Annotated in this window: 14 protein-coding genes and 1 pseudogene; 7 read left to right on the forward strand and 8 right to left on the reverse strand. The window is 55.2% G+C overall.

The window, feature by feature from the left end; all coding sequences use genetic code 11:
* Positions 1–80 precede the first annotated feature (80 nt).
* The 5 genes from SV7mr_RS23750 to SV7mr_RS23765 form a co-directional block, all read right to left on the reverse strand.
* Positions 81–4,400 carry an arylsulfatase gene (locus SV7mr_RS23750; RefSeq protein WP_419187850.1) on the reverse strand — a complete coding sequence of 1,440 codons (4,320 nt, stop codon included), beginning with the start codon at positions 4,398–4,400 and terminating at the stop codon, positions 81–83.
* 98 nt (positions 4,401–4,498) lie between these two features.
* Positions 4,499–5,896, reverse strand: a complete 1,398-nt coding sequence (locus tag SV7mr_RS23755) for a FecR domain-containing protein (protein WP_145277372.1) — start codon at positions 5,894–5,896, stop codon at positions 4,499–4,501.
* On the reverse strand, positions 5,893–6,408 hold the full coding sequence (locus SV7mr_RS23760; RefSeq protein ID WP_419187851.1) for a sigma-70 family RNA polymerase sigma factor: 516 nt from the start codon (positions 6,406–6,408) through the stop codon (positions 5,893–5,895). Before SV7mr_RS23760 ends, SV7mr_RS23755 begins: the two co-directional genes overlap by 4 nt.
* A gap of 111 nt (positions 6,409–6,519) precedes the next feature.
* The gene (locus SV7mr_RS25820; protein ID WP_419187852.1) at positions 6,520–6,648 is read right to left on the reverse strand and encodes a hypothetical protein; all 129 of its coding nucleotides are present in this window, start codon (positions 6,646–6,648) and stop codon (positions 6,520–6,522) included.
* On the reverse strand, positions 6,645–8,057 hold the full coding sequence (locus SV7mr_RS23765) for a hypothetical protein (protein ID WP_419187853.1): 1,413 nt from the start codon (positions 8,055–8,057) through the stop codon (positions 6,645–6,647). The genes SV7mr_RS25820 and SV7mr_RS23765 overlap by 4 nt, the downstream gene beginning before the upstream one ends.
* Positions 8,058–8,357: 300 nt before the next feature.
* Between SV7mr_RS23765 and SV7mr_RS23770 the strand changes: the two genes are divergently transcribed.
* The 7 genes and pseudogenes from SV7mr_RS23770 to SV7mr_RS23800 all read left to right on the forward strand — a co-directional run bounded on the left by SV7mr_RS23770 (position 8,358) and on the right by SV7mr_RS23800 (position 14,586).
* Entirely contained in the window at positions 8,358–8,885 is a 528-nt protein-coding gene (locus SV7mr_RS23770; protein ID WP_145277376.1) for a sigma-70 family RNA polymerase sigma factor, read from the forward strand.
* Positions 8,882–9,571, forward strand: a complete 690-nt coding sequence (locus SV7mr_RS23775; protein WP_145277378.1) for a hypothetical protein — start codon at positions 8,882–8,884, stop codon at positions 9,569–9,571. Before SV7mr_RS23770 ends, SV7mr_RS23775 begins: the two co-directional genes overlap by 4 nt.
* 123 nt (positions 9,572–9,694) lie before the next feature.
* A pseudogene (locus SV7mr_RS25825) lies at positions 9,695–10,760 on the forward strand (DUF1552 domain-containing protein).
* Positions 10,661–10,906, forward strand: a complete 246-nt coding sequence (locus tag SV7mr_RS25830; protein ID WP_419188519.1) for a hypothetical protein — start codon at positions 10,661–10,663, stop codon at positions 10,904–10,906. Before SV7mr_RS25825 ends, SV7mr_RS25830 begins: the two are co-directional and overlap by 100 nt.
* Before the next feature lie 84 nt (positions 10,907–10,990).
* A complete protein-coding gene (locus tag SV7mr_RS23790; protein ID WP_145277384.1) occupies positions 10,991–12,112 on the forward strand; it encodes a DUF1587 domain-containing protein in 1,122 nt (373 codons plus the stop codon).
* Entirely contained in the window at positions 12,048–13,229 is a 1,182-nt protein-coding gene (locus tag SV7mr_RS23795; RefSeq protein WP_419187854.1) for a DUF1592 domain-containing protein, read from the forward strand. The genes SV7mr_RS23790 and SV7mr_RS23795 overlap by 65 nt, the downstream gene beginning before the upstream one ends.
* Positions 13,230–13,272: 43 nt before the next feature.
* Entirely contained in the window at positions 13,273–14,586 is a 1,314-nt protein-coding gene (locus tag SV7mr_RS23800) for a sulfatase-like hydrolase/transferase (protein WP_419187855.1), read from the forward strand.
* 1,318 nt (positions 14,587–15,904) lie between these two features.
* Here SV7mr_RS23800 and SV7mr_RS23805 read toward each other — a convergent pair.
* From SV7mr_RS23805 to SV7mr_RS23815, 3 genes are all read right to left on the reverse strand, one after another.
* Positions 15,905–17,008 carry an alpha/beta hydrolase gene (locus SV7mr_RS23805; RefSeq protein ID WP_145277390.1) on the reverse strand — a complete coding sequence of 368 codons (1,104 nt, stop codon included), beginning with the start codon at positions 17,006–17,008 and terminating at the stop codon, positions 15,905–15,907.
* Between the two features lie 217 nt (positions 17,009–17,225).
* Positions 17,226–18,179, reverse strand: coding sequence for a ThuA domain-containing protein (locus SV7mr_RS23810; protein ID WP_145278916.1), 954 nt, complete (start codon positions 18,177–18,179; stop codon positions 17,226–17,228).
* A 373-nt stretch (positions 18,180–18,552) separates the two neighbouring features.
* Positions 18,553–20,184, reverse strand: a complete 1,632-nt coding sequence (locus SV7mr_RS23815; protein WP_145277392.1) for a sulfatase family protein — start codon at positions 20,182–20,184, stop codon at positions 18,553–18,555.
* Between the last annotated feature and the right edge of the window lie 22 nt (positions 20,185–20,206).

A 20,206-nucleotide genomic window follows, 5' to 3' on the forward strand; every position in this document is an offset into this window, starting at 1 on the left:
GGAAGGTGTTTCCTATCGATAACAACTAATACCACTGACGACTGTCAGGTAACATGCGTCCCCAAACTTTACAACCATTTTCAAGGCAACCTCACTTCCAACGGTGCCGTCAGATCATCGCTTTCGGCGACCCGCTGGTTGTCCACCCAGACATAGAGCTTGCTCTGGTCTCCGGGCTGGTTGCTGTCCCAGTCCTTTCTCCACAGGATCTCGACGTCGTGGCCGTGGTAGCGTAGGTCTCCTAGATACAGGTATTCCCAAGCATTCGGCGGAACCAGTGGATGGATCGTGAAGCGATTCTCATGACTGGCTTGAAAACCGATGAGATCCTCGATCAGCATGTCGGGGAAGGTGGAATGGAAGTAATCCTGAACATCTCCAAAGCCCTTGCCCATCGCGGGATGGCTCTGGACAACATCGCCACCACCGGGCATTCGGTAGCCGCCAGTGCGAGGCAGATACCACTCACCGATTGTTCGGCGACGACCGTGAAGTTCAACATACTGCGTCATGTGATCGTAAAGCAGTTGCCGATCCGCGTCACTGATCTCCCCTCGCGTCGCTTTGTAATTCCGCAGGTAGTTGGCATAGGCCTTGTAGACGATCGAGTTCTGAAAGGGCCAACCGCGTCCATTCCAACCGTAGGACATTTCATTGAAGAAGTCGTGGCGATACTCGGCGGTCGACATCCCGAAAGGTTGCTTGAAGCCCAGTTCATCATCGAACTGTTTCCAGGCAACATCGAACTGGCTATCGGCCGAAGGCAACAGATTGAAATACCAAGGCGTGTAGCCAACGGTTTCGCGAATGATGCTAAGTTGATCGCCCACGCCGCCTGCATGCAGGTTGTCACCGGCAAGGCGAGAATAAAAGAAGGGATCGTCGCTGGCACCTCGCTGGCTGTAGAACAGATACTTGTCGTCCTTCGTTGGACGATGCCACAGGGACTTGATGATTTGCTGTTGAAGCTGCCTGGCGCGTTGGGTGTATTGCTGGGCTTTGGCACCAGCCTGTGCGTCCGGAGTCGCTTCGGCCTGTTGCGCATACAACCTGCTGAGGGAAGCGTAGTTCCCATACATGTAACAATTGAGCGACGGTCGAACGGTAAAGCAGTTGGGATAGCTGTTTGGCCGTTTGGACTTTCGCTCGCCGTCCCTGTCGACATACCAGTCGTGATTGCCACCGAATGGCTGGGGCTTGGCGCTGTAGTTGTCCAGATCAAAGGGCTGAGGATAAATCAGCGGGTCATTCTTTAGGCCTTCCTGAAAGGCCGCCTGCCAGCCTTTGCCATCGGTGAAGTAGCGCCGCCAGAGTTCCTGTCCCTTATACGGTTCTTCCTGGTTGATTTCAGCGGTGTAACGAGAGAAAGCGCCCTGTGCGGCGATCAGCCCCAACGTGGTCGAGATCGTGAACTCGTTGGCGTCGTACATGTCCAGACACTTGTACAGTCCATCGGTCGTTTGCCCCGGAGCTTTGACCTGGAAAATCAGATCCCAGATCGCCTGGTGACGCTCCATCGCCGGCAGCAGTCGGTCGCGCCACTGAGCATCGGGATGAATCTTCAGCATGGCCTCCGAAGCGTCGACCATCCAGCTGGTGTAGTGATGGCTTTGCGGCCGCGGCAGCGTCGACAACCAGGTGTTGTTCTGGTGCTGCATTTTGCGAGCGGGAGGCCCGGCCAGCCAATACTCTGCATACGATTTCAAGTACCTTGGATCACGCATCCAGCGGAGATCATAAAACTGGTGTCCAGCAGGCGCCGGGATGGCACCGCTGTTGGAAGCCCAACCGGGAAAGCCGGGGAACTCGGTGAACACATAGAATTGATCGCCGTCTTCCTCCCATTGTTTGAGATGCTTGCTGATCATCCACCAGCGATAGTTGAAGACTTCGGTGTAGTCTTCGTTGGAACAGAGAAATTTGGGGACGTTCTGTTGCAAGAACTCTTCGTTGTTGTGCTTTTCCAGCCAGCCGTCAAACTCGGGTCGATTGCCGTTCAGGTGAGAGTAACCGTTGAACTCGTCCACATCCTCGGTCAGTGTCCGCTGGGCTTCCTTCCGGATCCGCTTTAATTCTTTATCTGGGTCACTCAAGGGCAGCGATGGACTGGGGGCATCGTCGGCATGAAAGCGACAGGCCAGCATGCCGCCGGAAAGCCGTGGGTGAAGCTCGACCTCGATGCGAATCTTCGACGTCGTGACGGGCTGGGCAAACGTCACTTGGTTGAACTGATCTCGCTGAACACCGGGACTGGTTTCGTTCAGAGCAACTTGTTTCCAGCCGCCGTCATTCCAGGCGAGCACCTTCCAGGACTTGGGAAGGTTTTCCTGGCGCTCGTTGCGAAACGAGGCCGCAGCCTGAGCTTCATCAAACCAGTACACGCCCACATTCTCAAAGGTTCCAGGTTCTGAAAACTGAAACTGGACCCACTCGGTGCTGCCACGATTTGGATGAAAGCTGAGGCGTGGAATGCGGTAGTCGGACGAGGACGCGGGCTCGTCCTCGTCGATCAATGCGGTGACATTGGCGCCGCGAACCGACGACGAGACCCGAGGGGCATGCCGTGTTTCGGGAAACGGTTTGACATTCGCTCGAACAGCAAAGCGACTCCAGTGGCCAGACAGTTTGGCGACAAGTTCAGGGTGCTCGTCGGCGACGTTATTGGTCTCACTGCGATCGTGTGTGAGGTCATAAAGTTCCCAAACGATCGGTTCACTGCGATCATTATCGGTGACCAGTTTCCACCGCCCCAGACGAACTGCGGCGTGCGTCTCATGCTGCCAAAAGATCGGTCGATCCTCCATTTCCCGATCCGGTTGCCGCAAGTAGGGCAGCATGCTGACACCTTCGAGTGGCAGCCGAGACTTGCCACCGTAGCTTGCCGGGTACGCTGCGCCGGCGGCATCCAGCAAGGTGGGCATGATGTCAATGAAGTGAAAGTAGGGCTGATTGGACACCGTGTCCTTGGCTGAGAAACCGTCCGGCCAGTGGACGATCAGAGGAGAGGCAATGCCTCCCTCATGGGCGAACTTTTTGAACTTACGAAACGGCGAATTCGAATAGGAAGCCCATCCCTGTCCCTGCGAAGTGGCCCAGCCGCTGAGTTTCTTCCATTGATCGTAATTGGATTTTTGATAGCCAGTCCCCCCCAGCTTGTCCTTGTGCGACCAGGCACCTTCCTCCCGCGATCCCCGGCGAGTGAACTCGCCATTGCGAAACTCGCCCTCGGGGTAATCATATTTCCCGCCCGCGAAGTGAGTGCCGAAAACGCTCATCTCACCCGAGCATCCATTGTCCGAAACGAACAGGATCAGTGTGTTGTCGTAGACGCCTTCTGCCTTCAACTTGTCGACAACGCGTCCAATGTTCTGGTCCATGCTGTCGATCTGAGCGTTGTAGATAGCGCGTCGAAACCGAGCCTCCGCCGTGACGTCTGCGGGCAGATCTTTCCACTTCGGTAGCGGGTTGCGATTGGTTCCGGTCTGCATGCCGGGCATGATTCGAACGTTATTGAAATAACGCACTTCAGGCAATCGTTGCCCCTTCGGGACCACTCCCGATGCTTTCTGTCGCGCGAGTTTTTTCTCCCGCATCTCATCCCAACCGTCCCCGTATTCGGCAATCCAGTTCGGGTCATTGAGCTTCGCCTCGTATTTGGCGATCGTTTCATCGGGTGCTTCAAGAGGGAAGTGCGGTGCGTTGTAAGTCAAGTAGAGAAAAAACGGCTTGTCGTCATCCTTGACCGCATCGTCGATGTATTCCAAAGCCACATCAGTGAAGTATTCAGTGGTATAGAAATCCTGATCGGGCTGATAAGGGTTCTTCAGCGTCGTGTTCTCGTTGTCTCCGGGAATCAACAGTTTCCCGTCCCGGTAGATGTCACAACCTTGGAGCACTTTCCAATAGCTGTCGATATGGGTACGAACCACCGTGGATCGATCAAAGCCACGGTGTTCGGGAAGCGAGTGGGGTGGAGGATCGCGATGCGCTGCGGCATGCCATTTACCGCTGGTAAACGTGTTGTAACCAGCTTGCTTCAATGCTTCGCCCAGTGTGACCCCGTTTTCATTCAGCGACCCTTCATAGCCGGTGCCCCAGTCGCCATAGACCATGAAGCCGACTCCGGCCTGATGCTGATAGAGGCCGGTCAGCAAACTGGCGCGCGATGGGCAACAACGCGCGGCGTTGTACATCTGCGTAAAACGCACACCTTTCTCCGCCAGAGCGTCCAGTCGAGGCGTTTCGATCTCGCTGCCATAGCAACCAAGGTCCGAATAGCCCAAGTCGTCAGCCAGAATAACGATGATATTCGGTTTCGAATCCGCGGCCACCCATCGTGAACATGGAAACAGGCAAACCAAAAGGAGCGCAGCGGAAACGTGACAGAAGGGAAGTTTCATGATCAAACTGAAAGCGGGGAAGAAGAATTGTGAGACTGGCGCGAGTGATCGCGAAACAAGAAGATCTCTTTTCATGTGGTGTTTCCATTCATCGTTCGTTACTCCGCCTCCACGAGCACGCGAAACTGATCCAGATTGCCTGGATTTTCCTGCAATTCGATGATCAGCGTTCGCCGGTCGGCCGCCAGAATCACGGTATCGAATCCTGGACGCTGATCTCCCTGGGGGCGAGGCTCAATCATCCGAGGCCCTGGGTATTCGACACCGGGAAGTCCAAAGACGACCTCTGATTGTTTCAGCAAGCGATTGGCTATGATCACTCCGACGATCGGTTTGGCAAACGTGATCTGGCCGCGAACGCTCCGCCTTCGATTGGGATTTTTGCCTTCCGGATGAGCATTCAGCTGAAGCAGATAGCTCGTCAATTTCTGCTTCGTCAGCAAGACTGGCTTCTCGCCAGAGCTCGTCTTGGCGAATTGACCGGGATCGACCATGTCCACGCGAATCGTTTCGTTGGAAACAAATCCACGGCGTTCCGGGAACACGACGATATGATCATTGTCCTCGTAGTTCCCCGGATGAAAATCGGGGCCAGGAGAGACAAATCGCATTGAACCGGTGGTTTGCAGAACACCGGAATTGACCGGCCAGGCCTTTTCAAACGCAGAGGTGTCATAGACGATGGAGTCGATCGCGCTGGGTCCCGCACCAGCTCGGACGGCTTCGCCTTCCCTTAGCAAATGAGGCCTCTCTCCGAGCTGCTTCTTCTCGGGCGAGCTGACTTCGACCTCGCCCTCAAAGACGCAGACATCGGTTGTTCCGTCGTCTCCAACGGAGACACCGAATGAGGTTCCCAGATCGACCACATGCGCCGTGTCCGTGTCCACGACAAAGCCGATGGCGGACTCTGGAATCGTCGCCGTGATGACGCCGCTCATCAGGCTCACTCGCATTTCATCAACGACTTCAATCTTGGCGGGCCCTTCGATGGTCAGCCGTGCTCGGTTGACAAAGTCCAGCCGAACCACGCCGCGATCAACAATCAGCTCGCCTGGTTGAACCCTCTGACCGGACAGCAATGCGACGCCTTCGCGATCGTATGCACCCACCGCTTGCGTAATGATCGCTGGCGGGCGCGTGCCCTTCGACTGACCAATGCCGGGGTTTCGTGTTGCCAGCCAAGCGATGCTACCGAACAGCACCAGAAATGTGGCCGCGACAGAGGCAACGAAGGCAAACACCTTCCTTCTGGACCGATCAGCAACCATTGATTTCGGTTCAACCTCCACGGCATTTGCCGAGTCCGCTGGAGGCGGAAGACAGTCGGCCAGCACAGCCCGCAGCGCCGAGTGCGCGGCGATCTGGTCAAAATAGAGCTTTCGAACCGCCTCGTCTGATTCGACGCGTTTCAACAGGTCTTCGCGCCCGTCATCATCCAACACTCCGTCGAGCATTTCCTGGATCAGCGAAGCTGCAGAACGTTCATCAACACTCATTCGGTTGCCCCCTTTTGAAGACGTTCTTCAACACATGCGGCCAATAAATTTCGCATCCGATAAAGCAACTGCTTGATGGCCGAAGTTGTTTTGCCATGGTCTGCGGCCAGCGTCGCAATCGCAACCTCCTTGCCGTAACGACTGTGCAGCAAAGCTTTATGGTCGTCCGAGAGTCGCTCGACGCATCCGCCCAACAACTGAATCCGCCGCTCGGTATCCTCTGCCATGACCTCTGCGACGGGAGCCAGTTTCTCGGCAATGGCTTCATGAACGACCAAGCGATCGCGTTTTCGATCTCGCAGATAGGCTAGCACTTGAAAGCGGGCCGTGCTGTAAGCCCAGGACTCGAACTTCGCGTCACTGCGAAAATCGTCAGCCTTACGAATCAGAACCAAATTGGTCTCTTGCAACACGTCCTGTGCCGCTGCTGAATCAGCCAGCAACGACAAAATAAAGGCATGCAATCGGTTCTGAATCGCCGTCACGGCAAGGAAATACTGATCGGATGTCATACTCAACACGCATTTAGGGCCCCAACGACAATAAATACCACTGTCAGGCATCAGGTAACGCCGCACACCGGTTTTTCATTGAAAAGCCCGTGCTGGCGATTGAAAGCCCCCTCACGGACGCAGGGCCGGCACTTCGCTGCGTTCACCCAAGCCGGCACCGTTTCCTTCCGAAGCGGTCACAACATGAAGTTCCAGCTGCACATTTTGATTCCGATCGCCAGCGTTTGAGCAAGAACTCATCTGTCGTCGCTGACTGTCACGCGTGTGTACGGACTTGAGAGGTAGGTTCGCAGTTTTTGATCTTGGTAGTCGATGATTTTCCGATGGTTCGTGAAGACGTCGAGATGCTTAGCCCCCGATGCGATTGGGATTTCCGCCACCCACGCGGTTCCTTCGCGCTTCATCTCCATGCTGTTTTCGTTTGGAATCAGCTCTTTCAAGTAACTGGGGCTTCCGTCGGGCCCACGATCACTGATCCACCAAATCCTTCCGGACTCTTCGCCAGAGTTGTCTGCGAAACGGACGGTGACTTTCAATCGCTTGCCATCCACACGGGTTTCAATGCGGGGCGGTGTAAGAAGTGGCTGCTTGACGGACTCCGGGAAAAAGTGACGCAACAGGAATGCAGATTTATTCTGCTGATCGCGTTCGGTCCTTGGATGGCCTTTGCCGCCGTGGCCGGTGTTGGCCCCAAGGTACACGGGGATGGTCGGATGATGACTGCCACCCCAAACCAGATCGTAGGCAACCATGTCGTGAGTGCCTGGATGAAACAGCATCTCGACGCCACGCTCACGCAAAGCGTTGAGGTTGCGGGAGATAAACACTTGATCGGAGATCCCGGCAGCGAAGGCCTGCAGATCTTTCCACGACTGTCCGGCATCGAGAGCTCGTTGGTTGAAGTTAGGACCGTAATGCCCGCCGGAAAAGCCTCGCTGCGAGCCGCCTTGGGCAAGGTGTCGATCCCAAGTTTCCCGATCACAGAGGCGCAGAGGCGAATCCCAGATTGGCGACACCGTGGCGTGAATCGCGGTCATGCGATCATCGTGCAGGATCGCCATTGACGGAGAGGCCCCATTTTTGGACCCTCCGCTGGCTGCGATTTTGCCTTTTTCAAAATGATCGACTTCAGCGTAGGCCGTCGTGATGGCGCGCATTAAAGTGGCTGGCCATGCCCAATACTGAATTTTGAACCTGGGATTCAAAGTCTGCGCAAAACGCTTTTCCGATTCCGAAGACAACTCACGCTGACCGTAGGTGCCTGGCTCTTGGACGACGGTGTACACCAATCCCACACCACCTTCGATCAACTGCTGAAACACAGCGTTGGGCCTGGCATCTTGCTTCAATCGGTCCGGCGTACTGGAACCGGTCAGGTGAAACCCCTTGGCCTTTCGATCGACGGGCACGACCATGCGAACGGGGACGCGATATGCCTGCCCTTTCCAAAGGTCGCCGACATTGATGGTGACTAGTTTTTGCCGTGTCGCAACTCGGCCTTGGACAACGTGCCAATCCTGCAAGACTTCGATTTCCAAAGTGCTTGCGTCACGAATCGCCTCCATGTCAAAAACATCCATCGCTGGAGATTCGGAAGCAATGAATAGAATGGCGATTGCAGCTGATAAAAATGACTTGGTCAATGGCATGACAGATTGCTAATGCAGCGGTTACTTGGTGAGAGACTTCAAATCAACGTGCTGATTGAAAGGGAAGTGGATTGAACCAGAAATCCAACGGGCCTCTTGCCGTTGATCCGCTAGCCTCACACGTCACTCAATCCTGGCAAAACAATGACTGGACGACACGTCCGTCTGCCGGTGAAATGAGACGCAGTGCTGCGGCCCGTCTTGGGGATTCAGTTCGTTTGGCCCACAGCGGACCATGATAAACCACTTTTCTTAAAATTTCTGTAATGCCTTGCTGCTTCACGACAATACTTGGTTGTGATGGAAAATTCAGACACCGTACAACGAATGACGATCGAGTGGACGCGGGCTCAGCCTGCGGTGCGGCGGTTTATCGGCACCTTCCTGCGTGATCGCGTGGATTGCGAAGATGTGCTGCAGGATGTCGCTCTGGTCGTTGTTGAGAAATTTGAAGATTGGGACCCCCAACGCCCTTTCATTCGCTGGGCTCTGGGGATCGCAAGACGGGTAGTACTGGCCCACCTGCGAAAAAAACACCGCGACAAACAGGTCAAGTTTTCCCAGGCGATTGACCAAGTTGCTCTGGCGATCAAAAAACTGGAACCCCAGGCGGAGGAAAGGAAGGCATCACTTGCCGATTGCCTTGGGCAAGTCCGTGGACAGAGTCGCGAGCTTCTTGCCCTGCGGTACTCCGAGGGACGTGAACTGAAGGAAATCGCTCAGCGGCTTGGCATGACAGCCAGCAATGTGGGTGTCATGTTGCATCGCGTGTGTGCGTCCTTGCGAAAATGTTTCGACGGAAAACTAAAAGCGGAGGGAATGACGTGAGCGACATGATCCGCCAGACGGACCGCTATCTTGACGATGAACTCAGCGACGAGGAATTGGCCGAACTGTTTCAATGGGTCGGAGAAAACACAGCGAATGCGGACCAATTTGCTCGCCAAACCATGATTGATCAGCACACCAGTGAGTTGCTCTGCGGTGGTGATTTCCTAAGCACTACTCGGCGATCAAACACTAATCAGCAGGCGTCCCCGATTCAGGCCAATCCTTGGCGAGCCCACTTACGTCCACCACGACGGATCGCTTGGGTGGCAGCGTTCGCGACGACGGCTTTGCTGCTCATTGCATTGTTTCCGCTCAGGGATGCCCCCAAGCCGACTCGCCCAGCAGACGCGATTGCTGAAATCACTTACGCGTCAAACGCCTTCGTGGCTGACCGCGTTTGCTCTGTCGGAGACTTTATCGGCCGCGGATTGCTGGGCAATCCGCTTGGCAATTACTCAAAGATGCCACGCGGTATCGAGCCGTTGCGCACCAGCGACACCGCAAATAATGGCCGGGACGTTGTGATCCTAAGCGAAGACCGGCGAACGTTATCCTTGGACCTTTCCGCAGGCTCAGCGGTCGATCAGATTCGCGTGATCCTTGATGCCTCACCCAAGCAATCTCGGATCGATTGCAGTGTCCGGCAAAGACCCGCCGGATGTGAACGGTGTTTCGCTGGGTGACAACCGCATGACTTTGAATCCAACAACGAGAAAAAGGTGAATGGAATGCACCGCTTTTCATAATGCAAGCAACCTGATCGACGAGTCTTCTTGCGAGGCGTCGGCGTCAGTCTCGCACTGCCGATGCTGGAGTCGCTGCAACCGGCAGCCGTCGCTGATGAGCAGGGGCCCGCCGCAACCGCGAAACACTTTGTCTGTGTCGCACCGGACTACGGCATCTATCCGCAAGCGTTCTTCCCTCGTGAAACGGGACGCAACTACAAAATGCCCGATACGCTGAAGATGATGGAGCGGCATCGCGAGGACATGACCTTGTTTTCGCACCTGGATCATCCCGGAGTCGGCGGTGGGCACGCTTGCACACGGACCTTTATGAACGGAATGAAGGCCAGCGATGCAGGCGGCGATCGGAGTCGACTGCTGTCGCTCGATCAGCTGATCGCTCGCAATGTCGGCATGAACAACCGCTTCCCAGCATTGGTGACTGGCAATGGAGCTCCGATTTCATACACCGAAGCGGGGATTCCTGTGCCGTCGGTTCCGACGGTCGATCGGTTCTTCAACCTGCTGTTCGTTGATGAAGACGCAAACACCAAAAACCGCCAGCGGAAAGCTCTTGACGATAACGCCAGCATCCTCGATGTGCTGCTTGAGGATTCGCGTTCACTTCAGCCACAACTGGCATCACAGGATCGCGACAAGTTGGAGGAGTATCTGACCGCCGTCCGAGAAACAGAGCGCAAGCTTGTTCGACGAAAAGACTGGATCGAGATCCCGAAACCCAATGCGAAACCGCCGAAGCAGGATGAAGACGAACCCGAGCAGTCTGGGTATCCGCACGACATGTCAATGTTTTTTTGAAATCATGGTACTGGCCTTGCAAACGGAATCAACGCGTGTGCTGACGTATCAGATGCCGGGCGGCAACCGAATGTTCCCGTTCGACGGTGTCACGATGGGATACCACACGTTGACGCACCACGGCAAAGATCCCGAGAAAGCCAGCCAAATTCAAGTGATCGACCGTTACTACCTCACACAACTCGCTGGATTCGTCGATCGGCTGAAAAAGACCAAGAGGGCTGATCGATGCTGGAGAGCACGATCGTGTTGTTCGGCAGCGGCATGGGCAATGCAAGCGCACACAGCAGTCGCGATGTACCGGTACTTGTCGCCGGTGGCGGACTGAGACACGGCAATCATCATTCGTTCCCGAAAGACGCTGGAAAGGAAACGCCGCTCTCCGATCTTTATGTCACGCTTCTGAAGCAGTTAGGCATCGAAACGGACCGCTTCTCCAGCAGCAGCGGTGACCTGGATCATTTGCTGTCCTGAATGACTTTTCCGCAACTTGGCAACCGAGTCACCCGGCGCCTTCTGCTACCGGTTCAATGAGTCATCATCGAGTTAGAAACTTCAATGAATCGCCACATCACCCTACTGCTATGCCTTTTTCTGTCGCTGGTCGCTTCACCACTGCTCGCCAGCGAGGCTCACAAGTCGATCAAGGACTTCCTGCACGAACACTGCATCGAGTGCCATGGTTACGGTGATCAGAGCGGCGATCGTCGATTTGATCAGTTGCAGTTTGACTTCACCCAACCGCAGGAAGGCGAACTGCTTCAGGAGGTTCTTGACCAACTGAACCTGGGACAGATGCCGCCCGAGGACGAAGCGCAGCCTTCGCCAGACGAACTTCAGAACATTGTCTCGGTCCTCACTCAAACACTCGCCCAAGCGCGCGAGCAGGCGCGCGAGCAGGCGCGCAGCCATTCGACCGGGCGCGTCGTCCTGAGGCGACTCAATCGCACCGAATACCTCAAGACGGTGCGAGACCTGTTTCGCTTGAACATGACCGACTTTGATCCAACTGTCGCGTTCCCTGCCGACGATTCTGTTGAAGGCTTTGACAATATCGGCGAAGACTTACTGACATCAGACTTCTTACTGTCCCAGTATCTGAACGCGGCGGAAGAGATCGTCGACAAAGCCATTCGCCCCGGTCCGCAGCCAAAGATCGATCACATCATTTCGGAAGGCGACGCGATTCACGGCGGTGGGCATTCGGATCAACGCGGGTTCAAACGAGCCCTGGTACGTGATCAGTTCACACGAGCCTATGTCAAACGCAAGTACGCCGGCGCGCCGGCCGATGGCGCGTACATTCTTCGCATCCGCGCCAACACCGTTCGCTGGAAAGAACATCGTTTCGATTTGGATGGCCTTGGCTACGATCCGTCCGAGTCACCGCGGATTCATGTTCTGGTGACCAATCGGCGTCTCGGCATCGTTTCAACGCGAACCTTTGGCGAATATGAAATCCGTGACGGAACACCAGCGGACATCGCTTGGAACTTGAAGGTCCGCTGTACGATCAATGGCCACTTCCCGGATTCGCTCGCTTCTTCAGCGATGTCCCAGAGCAGCCCACGGAAGCGGATCTGCGACGTTGCCTCACCCGGTTTGCTGCGAAAGCGTGACGTGGTCAAGTCGACTCGCAGCGTTAGAAAAGTACATCCAACTGGGAACGGATCGACTTGAACAGACGGGCGATTTCTGGGAATCATCCAAACTGGCGATGCGTGCCATCCTGGCTTCCCTGGGATCCCTTTACCTCGTCGAACCCGACAAGGATCGCTCCCACCGAGCGCTCAACGACTTTGAACTGGCCACGCGTCTGTCGTACTTCCTGTGGAGTTCCATGCCGGACGATGAATTGCTGGCCCTGGCTGCAAACGGCTCCCTCGCGTCATCGGAACAACTTGTCCAGCAAGTGGATCGCATGTTGAACGATTCAAAAGCGAATGCATTTACCGAAAATTTCCCAGGCCAATGGCTGGGGCTTCGGCAGCTTGGCGAGATGCCCCCCGATCCAGCAAACAACACCTCTTACTATGCCGACAATCTTGAATCGGCCATGCGGCAGGAGACACTGCGACTGTTCAATCACTTGCTAATCGAGAACGAAAGTGTGCTGCGATTTGTCGACGCCGATTACACATTCGTCAACGGTGCGTTGGCTCGGCACTACGGCATCGAAGCCGTCGACACAGACGAGTTCCAAAGGGTAGCGTTAAAACCTCAGGACGGTCGCGGCGGACTGCTTGGCCACGGCAGCATCTTGACACTGACATCCAACGGTGTGGAAACGCAGCCCGTTCGACGCGGTATCTGGGTGCTGGAGAATTTGCTTGGCACACCACCGAATCCACCGCCGCCGGATGTTCAACCAGTTGAACCCGACACCCGCGGCGTGAAAACCATCCGTGAACTGATGGCAAAACACCGGACGATTCAAACTTGTAACGAATGCCATCGCAAGATCGATCCGATCGGCCTAGCCATGGAGAATTTTGACCACGTGGGTCGATTCCGAACACGTTACTCCAAGCTCTCACCCATCGATCCCTCCGGAGAAATGCCAGACGGTTCCCGGTTCAACGGTGTCAACGGCATCCGTTCCTACCTACTGGATCGCCCCGACCAGTTCACGCGATGCCTGACGGAAAAACTCATGACCTATGCCCTGGGCCGGCGACTGGCGTTCGTTGATCGCGGCGACATTGATCGCATCGTGTCACAGTCCGCCGAGAGTGGCTACGGCTTTAGAGACGTGATCAAACGGGTGGTCACCAGTGAAGCGTTTCGATCCAGATAACTTCGGTCCTATGTTGCTACCCCTTTCGACTGCGAACAATACGATGCGTTTCCTCCTTCTCACCTTGTCACTGTTTCTGCTTGCCACACCCTTGCGCGCAGACAATCCTCCCAACATCATCCTCATCATGGTTGATGACATGGGACGCGACTGGGTTAGCTGCTACGGTGCAGAAAACCAAACACCCAACATCGACCGACTTGCCAAACAAGGCCTGCGGTACACGACAGCATGGTGCACGCCGATCTGCACACCCACTCGAGTCACGCTGTTAACTGGCCAGTATCCGTTTCGCCACGGCTGGGTACAGCACTACGATGTGCCTCGCTGGGGAGGTGATGGCCTGGACTGGAACAGATTCACGACCTTCGCCAGCGCCATTCGCGACGCCGGCTACGCGACAGGTATCGGCGGCAAATGGCAGATCAACGACCTGCGATCACAGCCACAGGCCTTGAAACATCACGGCTTCGACGAACACTGCGTCTGGACGGGCGCCGAGAAGGGGCATCCAGAGACCGAAGAACGCTACTTTGGCGGCCACATCATGACCAACGGCAATCGCGAGACCGCCGCCTACGGACCGGACACCATCAATGACTTTGCCTGCGACTTTGTTCGCCGCCACAAAAACGAACCGTTTCTGTTCTACTACCCGATGCTGCTGGCTCACGGTCCGTTCGGTGCAACGCCGCTGAACCGAGACAATCCTCCGACTGAAAAGACACAGCAATACGCTGGCTATGTGACCTACATGGACAAGCTGGTTGGCAATCTGATCGACGCTGTCGACGATGCAGGCGTTGCCCAGAACACGCTGATCCTGTTTGTCGGTGACAACGGTTCATCCGCCGCAGGGACACTTGGCGCGAAGCCTTACAATAAAGGAAAAGGGCAACGAGCGAGCTGGGGCGTGCATGTGCCGTTCATCGTTCGCGCTCCGTTTTTGATCCCGCAGGCGGGCCTGTACTCCACAGATCTCGTCGACTTCACCGACATCTATCCGACACTTGTCGAACTGACCGGCGCCAAACTGCCCAGCGGCGTCACACTTGATGGCAAGTCACTCGTCCCGAGTCTTTCCGGCGACGAAGACCCGTTCAAAAAGCGGAACTGGATCTTCTCACAAATTGGAGACTTTCGAATGGTTCGCGACTGGCAGTATTTGCTCGACAATCAACAGGGTTGTTACCAGATTGAAGACGATCCGCAACAAACCAAGAACCTCTTCACGTCCAAAGAACGCATTGTTCCTGGCCGCCGCGCCCGTCTGCAAAAGATCCTCAATCGCTTGCCCCCCAACGCCCCGGCACCGTTTCCAGAATTTCAGCACAAACACGACCCGACAGCGAAGTGAAACCACGAATCACTCAAGCGTTGATCTGAATGGTCGCTTCCTTCGGCGAGCGAGTTTGCAACACAGAGGAAGAGACCGAAAAAAACTCAGTGACCTCTGTGGCTCTGTGTTTAATTTGCCGCCCCATGCTTACGTCAAACAACTGGCTCACGCCAGTCACACAGTTCAGGCATTCATAGGGCTTGCTGATTGAGTCGAACACCTTGGTTTTTGCTTGGCTTGGCGGCTTGCTTGCTGTTTCGAGTGCAAGGCTTTTGGCGACTTTGGGCGAAAAGCCTTGCACGTGATTGCGTTCCAAGCGACTATCCCGAACCAGTTGTAGAACACCTACGGCGTTCGGAGACAATGTGTGTAGGGCCTGTGTGTGGGGCCTGTCCCCAGGGTGCGCTGCGCGACCCTGGGCTATGGAATAGAACACCTTCGGCGTTCAGGCATTCAAGACTGGGGACAGTCCCCGGAGGATGATTGTGATTCCCTCTTTCGTGCTCTTCGCGTCCTTCGTGGTTTATTCCCGGTTTTGCGACGATTGCCAGCCTGTCCCCAGGGTGCGCTGCGCGACCCTGGGCTATGGGGTAGAACACCTTCGGCGTTCAGGCATTCAAGACGGGGGACAGCCCCGGAGGATGATTGTGATTCCCTCCTTCGTGCTCTTCGCGTCCTTCGTGGTTTATTCCCGGTTTTGCGACGATTGCCAGCCTGTCCCCAGGGTCCGCTGCGCGACCCTGGGCTATGGAATAGAACACCTTCGGCGTTCAGGCATTCAAGACTGGGGACAGTCGCCGGAGGATGATTGCGATTCCCTCCTTCGTGCTCTTCGCGTCCTTCGTGGTTTATTCCCGGTTTTGCGACGATTGCCAGTCTGTCCCCAGGGTGCGCTGCGCACCTTGGGTTATGGAATAGAACACCTTCGGCGTTCGGAAATGATGCGTGATGACAAACCGCTCGATGGAATCTCGCTGGCAACCGTGGTGTATTTCCCAGATTCTGTTGGCCGAAGAAAACTCAGCCTCGAGGCCCGAACGCCGTAGGTGTTCTACACTTGCTATTGGGCGTTGCGTCGAGAGAGCAAGTGCCACCTGCTGCATTGGAGTTAGCCAGAGGTGGCTCTACCATCCGAGCCAGCAGTGTTGATTAAATCAGCAAGCCCTTCATAGTTCCTCCATCAGAGAACGCGTGAATCCCAAAGCATCCCATCGCAGGAAATTTCCTTGCGATGGCTGTTTGCCGTCGTTCGCGTCGCCAGCTCAGACACTGCTGTGACTGAGCGTCGCCGATGGTGACATTGAACCAGTCGCTGGACCTGGACCGATGCGACGGGTTACTTGACTGGCCGTTCGCCGTAACCATCCCAAACCCATTCAATGGCGTGCGGCAAGAACTGCTGCTTGGCGTTGCGGATCCCGTGCCCTGAGTTCCGGCAGAACAGGTACTGATACTCGTACCCCTTGGCCTTGAGCACTTTGGCCATGCGATGGTTGGCTTCCACCCAATCATGCATGTCATCACGCATCACATTGGGGTTCAACAGATCTCGGTCACCCACTGAGATGAACAAGCGGATCGGTTTCTTGGGCTGATTAGCAATCAATGTTTCATGAAATCCCCAGGCACCATCGGGGTACTGTGGATCAAACGGCCAAGCTTGATTGACGAAGGTCCCTGAAGTGGTCAGGACGCGGCGGTACAGATCGTTGCGGAACCAAGCCATAATCAAAGACGCTGAACCGCCGGAACTGGACCCCATCACAGCTCGTCCGTCGGGATCTTTTGTCAACTTCACCTGGCACTTGTCTTCCACTCGTGGCAACACCTCGGTCTCGATGTATTCGGCGAACAGGCCTGACATGTTGTCGTATTCACGACCACGTTGATGCCCCTGAGCGTCGCCGCCACCATTGGCGATTTGAATCAAAATGATCGCTGGAATTCGTTTTTGTGCGATCAGATTATCCAGGATGCGAGGCAGCGTCCCCTTTGACTTGCCCTTTGGTCCATCGTGAACCACCATGAAAGGAGCCACAGATCCCGGCTTGTACTGGGCCGGGATGTAAACCGTGATTTGTCGCTCGTAATCGATCTCATGCGTGTCAACGATCAGCGTCTTTGGATTTTCAGGATCGACCTTTCCAAAGACTTTTCTTGCGATTCCAGGATTGAAGATCTTAGTCTCCCGTGAATCGATTTTGAACTGTTGAATCGATCCACGAGGCACGCCATCGACCACGTTGTTTTCAGGAGCCGAGACATACTCAGGCCCGATCACAAAATTATCATGAACGTCAATCTCGGGATCCTCGCCAGTCGGGAGCACGGTAAACGCGGGTGCTCCCGGCGCGTCGTATTGGCGAATCGGCGGTGCCGCAGTAACAGGACTGAGCATCGCTGACGCGACTAGCAAGGACAAAGAAAGTGGCTTCAACATCAGTAATCTCGCAAGGTGTGTGACTTCGAACCTAAACCGACAGCAGGTCCCGCGTGGCTCTGCGCTGCCGCTAGGCTGCAAAACTTTGGTCCGCCATCATAACTGAACAGAGGAATTGGCGTTTGAAGAGTGCGATAAAAAACAACACCGCTGTCACATTCTAGCGGTCGTTGGCGCGGAAACAGCACGAGACACTCAACCACAACAGGGCGTTTGATTAGTCGCCCGATGGCGGGGCGCGACGTTTGCCTTTCCAGTCTCGCATGTCGTCGGTTGTTCCCACCCTGTTCTGCTGGTTGGTGATCCCTTCACAAACCAACGGCATTAGCGGATCGGCGGATTCCTTCATCGCCCAAGCCATGGCTCGAAACAAGACGATCCGCAACTCCGGATCATAATAGCTGAATGTATTGTGCCCTAAGGTTGTGCCGAACACTCGGCCAGCGCCTGATTCCAAGGTCCAGAACATTGGCGAGCGAGACTTGGACAGCATCGATTCAGGCACCCGCGCAGAGCTTCGTTTTGGTGGCCCTGTTCGTACTGTGCCCAGAACATTGACTCCATCCATCCGATGAAGGTCCCAGTAGAATTCGTCGACGATGGAGAGCTTGTTGGGGAATCCCTTGAAGATCGGATGCGCATTATCAATGGTGATGTCTTCAAAGATCGCTCCCCACTGCGAACGTCCTTCGTCCCAAGCCATGCCAAGACATTCGGCTAGTTTTTTGCCTTCCGACGAAGGCCGCATGATCGCCGTCTCATGGATCGCAACCACACCGCCGCCGCGTTGAAGATACGACCTGAACATCGAATACTGCCGTGTCGTTAGCTGTGGCAAATGCAAGTACATGACGACAAGATCCGCATTTTCAAATTGTTCCTGGGACGGAAACAGATACGCGTGCTCGATCGTGAACCGAGGGACTTTAGCAAGCAATCCGGTCATCAGATCCCGAACGCGAAGGTAATCGTGAGCGCCTGGCTGATGTGGTTTGTCATACCCCCAGACCCACACAATGCGTCGATCTTTGGACGGCTCAGATTGTTCAACTCGACCAATGATCTGTTCGACCTTCGACCGAGGGATCAACGGCTTCGGCTTCTGCCAGGTATGTTGTGCTTGGCAGATTGAAGAGCCAAGGATCAGAAACAGGAACACTCGAGTGAGCATGGTCAGTCTATGGGATGGAAGCATTGTGATTTGAATCGCAGGATTTATAAAGCAACCCAACGTTGGCGTGGCCATGTCTTTCCGGCGATCACTGCATGTGGATTACTTCGGCTTGGAAGCCAACTGATGAACGGTGCTTGGGAATGTCCCAGTAAAGACTTCCCCTCGGGCACCACGAGTGAACGCGTTCCTGGACGAACTTCGATGGATTGCCTAACACGCGTGCTGGGTGAGTGATCTCTGCGGGGAAGCGTTACATCCAGCCTCCGCTGCGTTGCAACAGGCGACGCAGCGAAGCAGGCCGAAAAGACAACGATGGCAGAGAGAAAAGCAGATCGAAAAAGCATGGCTCGCATCTGGAAAGGAGAGCTGGTTACCGCAAGCGTTGGCGAACAACGGCGGGAAGGCGTGGATCCTTTAGATTGACCACCTTGACGTTCCTGTCGTTCTTCAATGGTCGACCGAGAGTGCTGCGACCGCTAGCGACTTGGCGTCTTAACTCCAACACCATTTGCTCGACCCGCTGTGGCTGTTCGGCGGCCAAGTTCTTGTCCTCATGAGGATCCTGAGAGAGATCGAACAACTGCACGAAGGGAGGCTTGAGTAGATCCAACTCCGTTGGCTTACCGGAGAAGTTCTGTAGCGCCTTGGCCCAGGCCACATCGGGCATCGGGTCACTGCCCAGAGCGTTCTCTGAATTGGCCTGGGTTCCGCTTCCTGGGCAAAGACAAAGTTTCCAATCACCGTCTCGAATCACAAATGAAGCCACAGACTGCAGGACCAGTGTTTTTCGAAGTCCCAGATCATCTGGGTGCCGCAGTAGATTGGCAAAGCTGATCGAGTCAGGACCTTCATCAGGCTTCATTTCCGTACCGGCCAGTTCAGCAAAGGTCGCGAATAAGTCGTTCAACCCGACCAATGCCTGGCAGGTTTCTCCCTGCGGCGTCTGGCCCGGCCAACTGGCGATCAATGGGACTCGCAAGCCTCCCTCGTACGCAGAGAACTTGTATCCTCGATGCGGACCACTTGGATAGTGTCCCGCTTTTTCAAGTTGATGAATCTGTGCAGGGGTGGATTTGAGCAGATTGCCAGCATAAGGCGCCGGCCCATGATCAGAGGAGAACAGGATCAGAGTGTTCTCGTAAAGATTCTTGTCTTTGAGCGATTTCACGACCCGCTGAACGGAGTGATCGACTTCCATGACAAAATCGCCATACACCCCGAGTTGACTTTTGCCTTGCCATTGTGTGCCAGGACTGGTGGGCGTGTGAGGTGCAGTGAGCGCAAGGAACAGAAAGAACGGCTTACCTGTTTGTTGCTGTTGGATGAATGACTCGGCTTCCTGATAAAAGGTCTCAAGCACTTCGTGATCTTGGAAATCCTTTTCAGCAGGCCCGACGCGATTGAAGGCACTCCATCCTTTTTGCGCGGTGATGTCGCCTTGCCAGACATGATTCCGAGCAAACGCGTAGGGGTACATGTCCAGAGATCCCGGCAGAATAAAGCTCTCATCGAACCCAAACTGCACGGGGCCGTACTTCAACGGTTTTGTATAGTCGACATTGTCGGGACCCTGTTTTTTGCCGTCCAGGGTCGTCATCGTTGTCCCGAGATGCCACTTGCCGACATATCCGGTTTCGTATCCGGATCGTTGCAGGAGTTTGCCAAGCGTCGATTTTTCTGTACCGGGTTTTGGCCCCACGAACCCCCAGGGTCCACTGTTCACCGCCGCACCAAATCGCCACGGGTAGCGACCGGTCATCAATGCTCTGCGAGTGGGCCCGCAAACGGAGGCATTTGGATGCGCATCAGTAAAACGGACTCCGCTGCGAGCCAAGCGATCGATGTTAGGCGTCTCGATCAGACAACGTTCCCCGCCATAGCAGGCCACATCGCCAATCCCCAAGTCGTCTGCCAGGATAAAAACGACATTGGGCTGTTTCGCAGCGGAAACACTGTGAAACGTCAAGAGGCAAAGCAAGAGAGTGTTAAGAAGCGATTTCATTGATCATCAGTGCAGGAGGGCT

This window comes from Stieleria bergensis (assembly GCA_007745635.1).
Classification (GTDB): Bacteria; Planctomycetota; Planctomycetia; order Pirellulales; family Pirellulaceae; genus Stieleria; species Stieleria bergensis.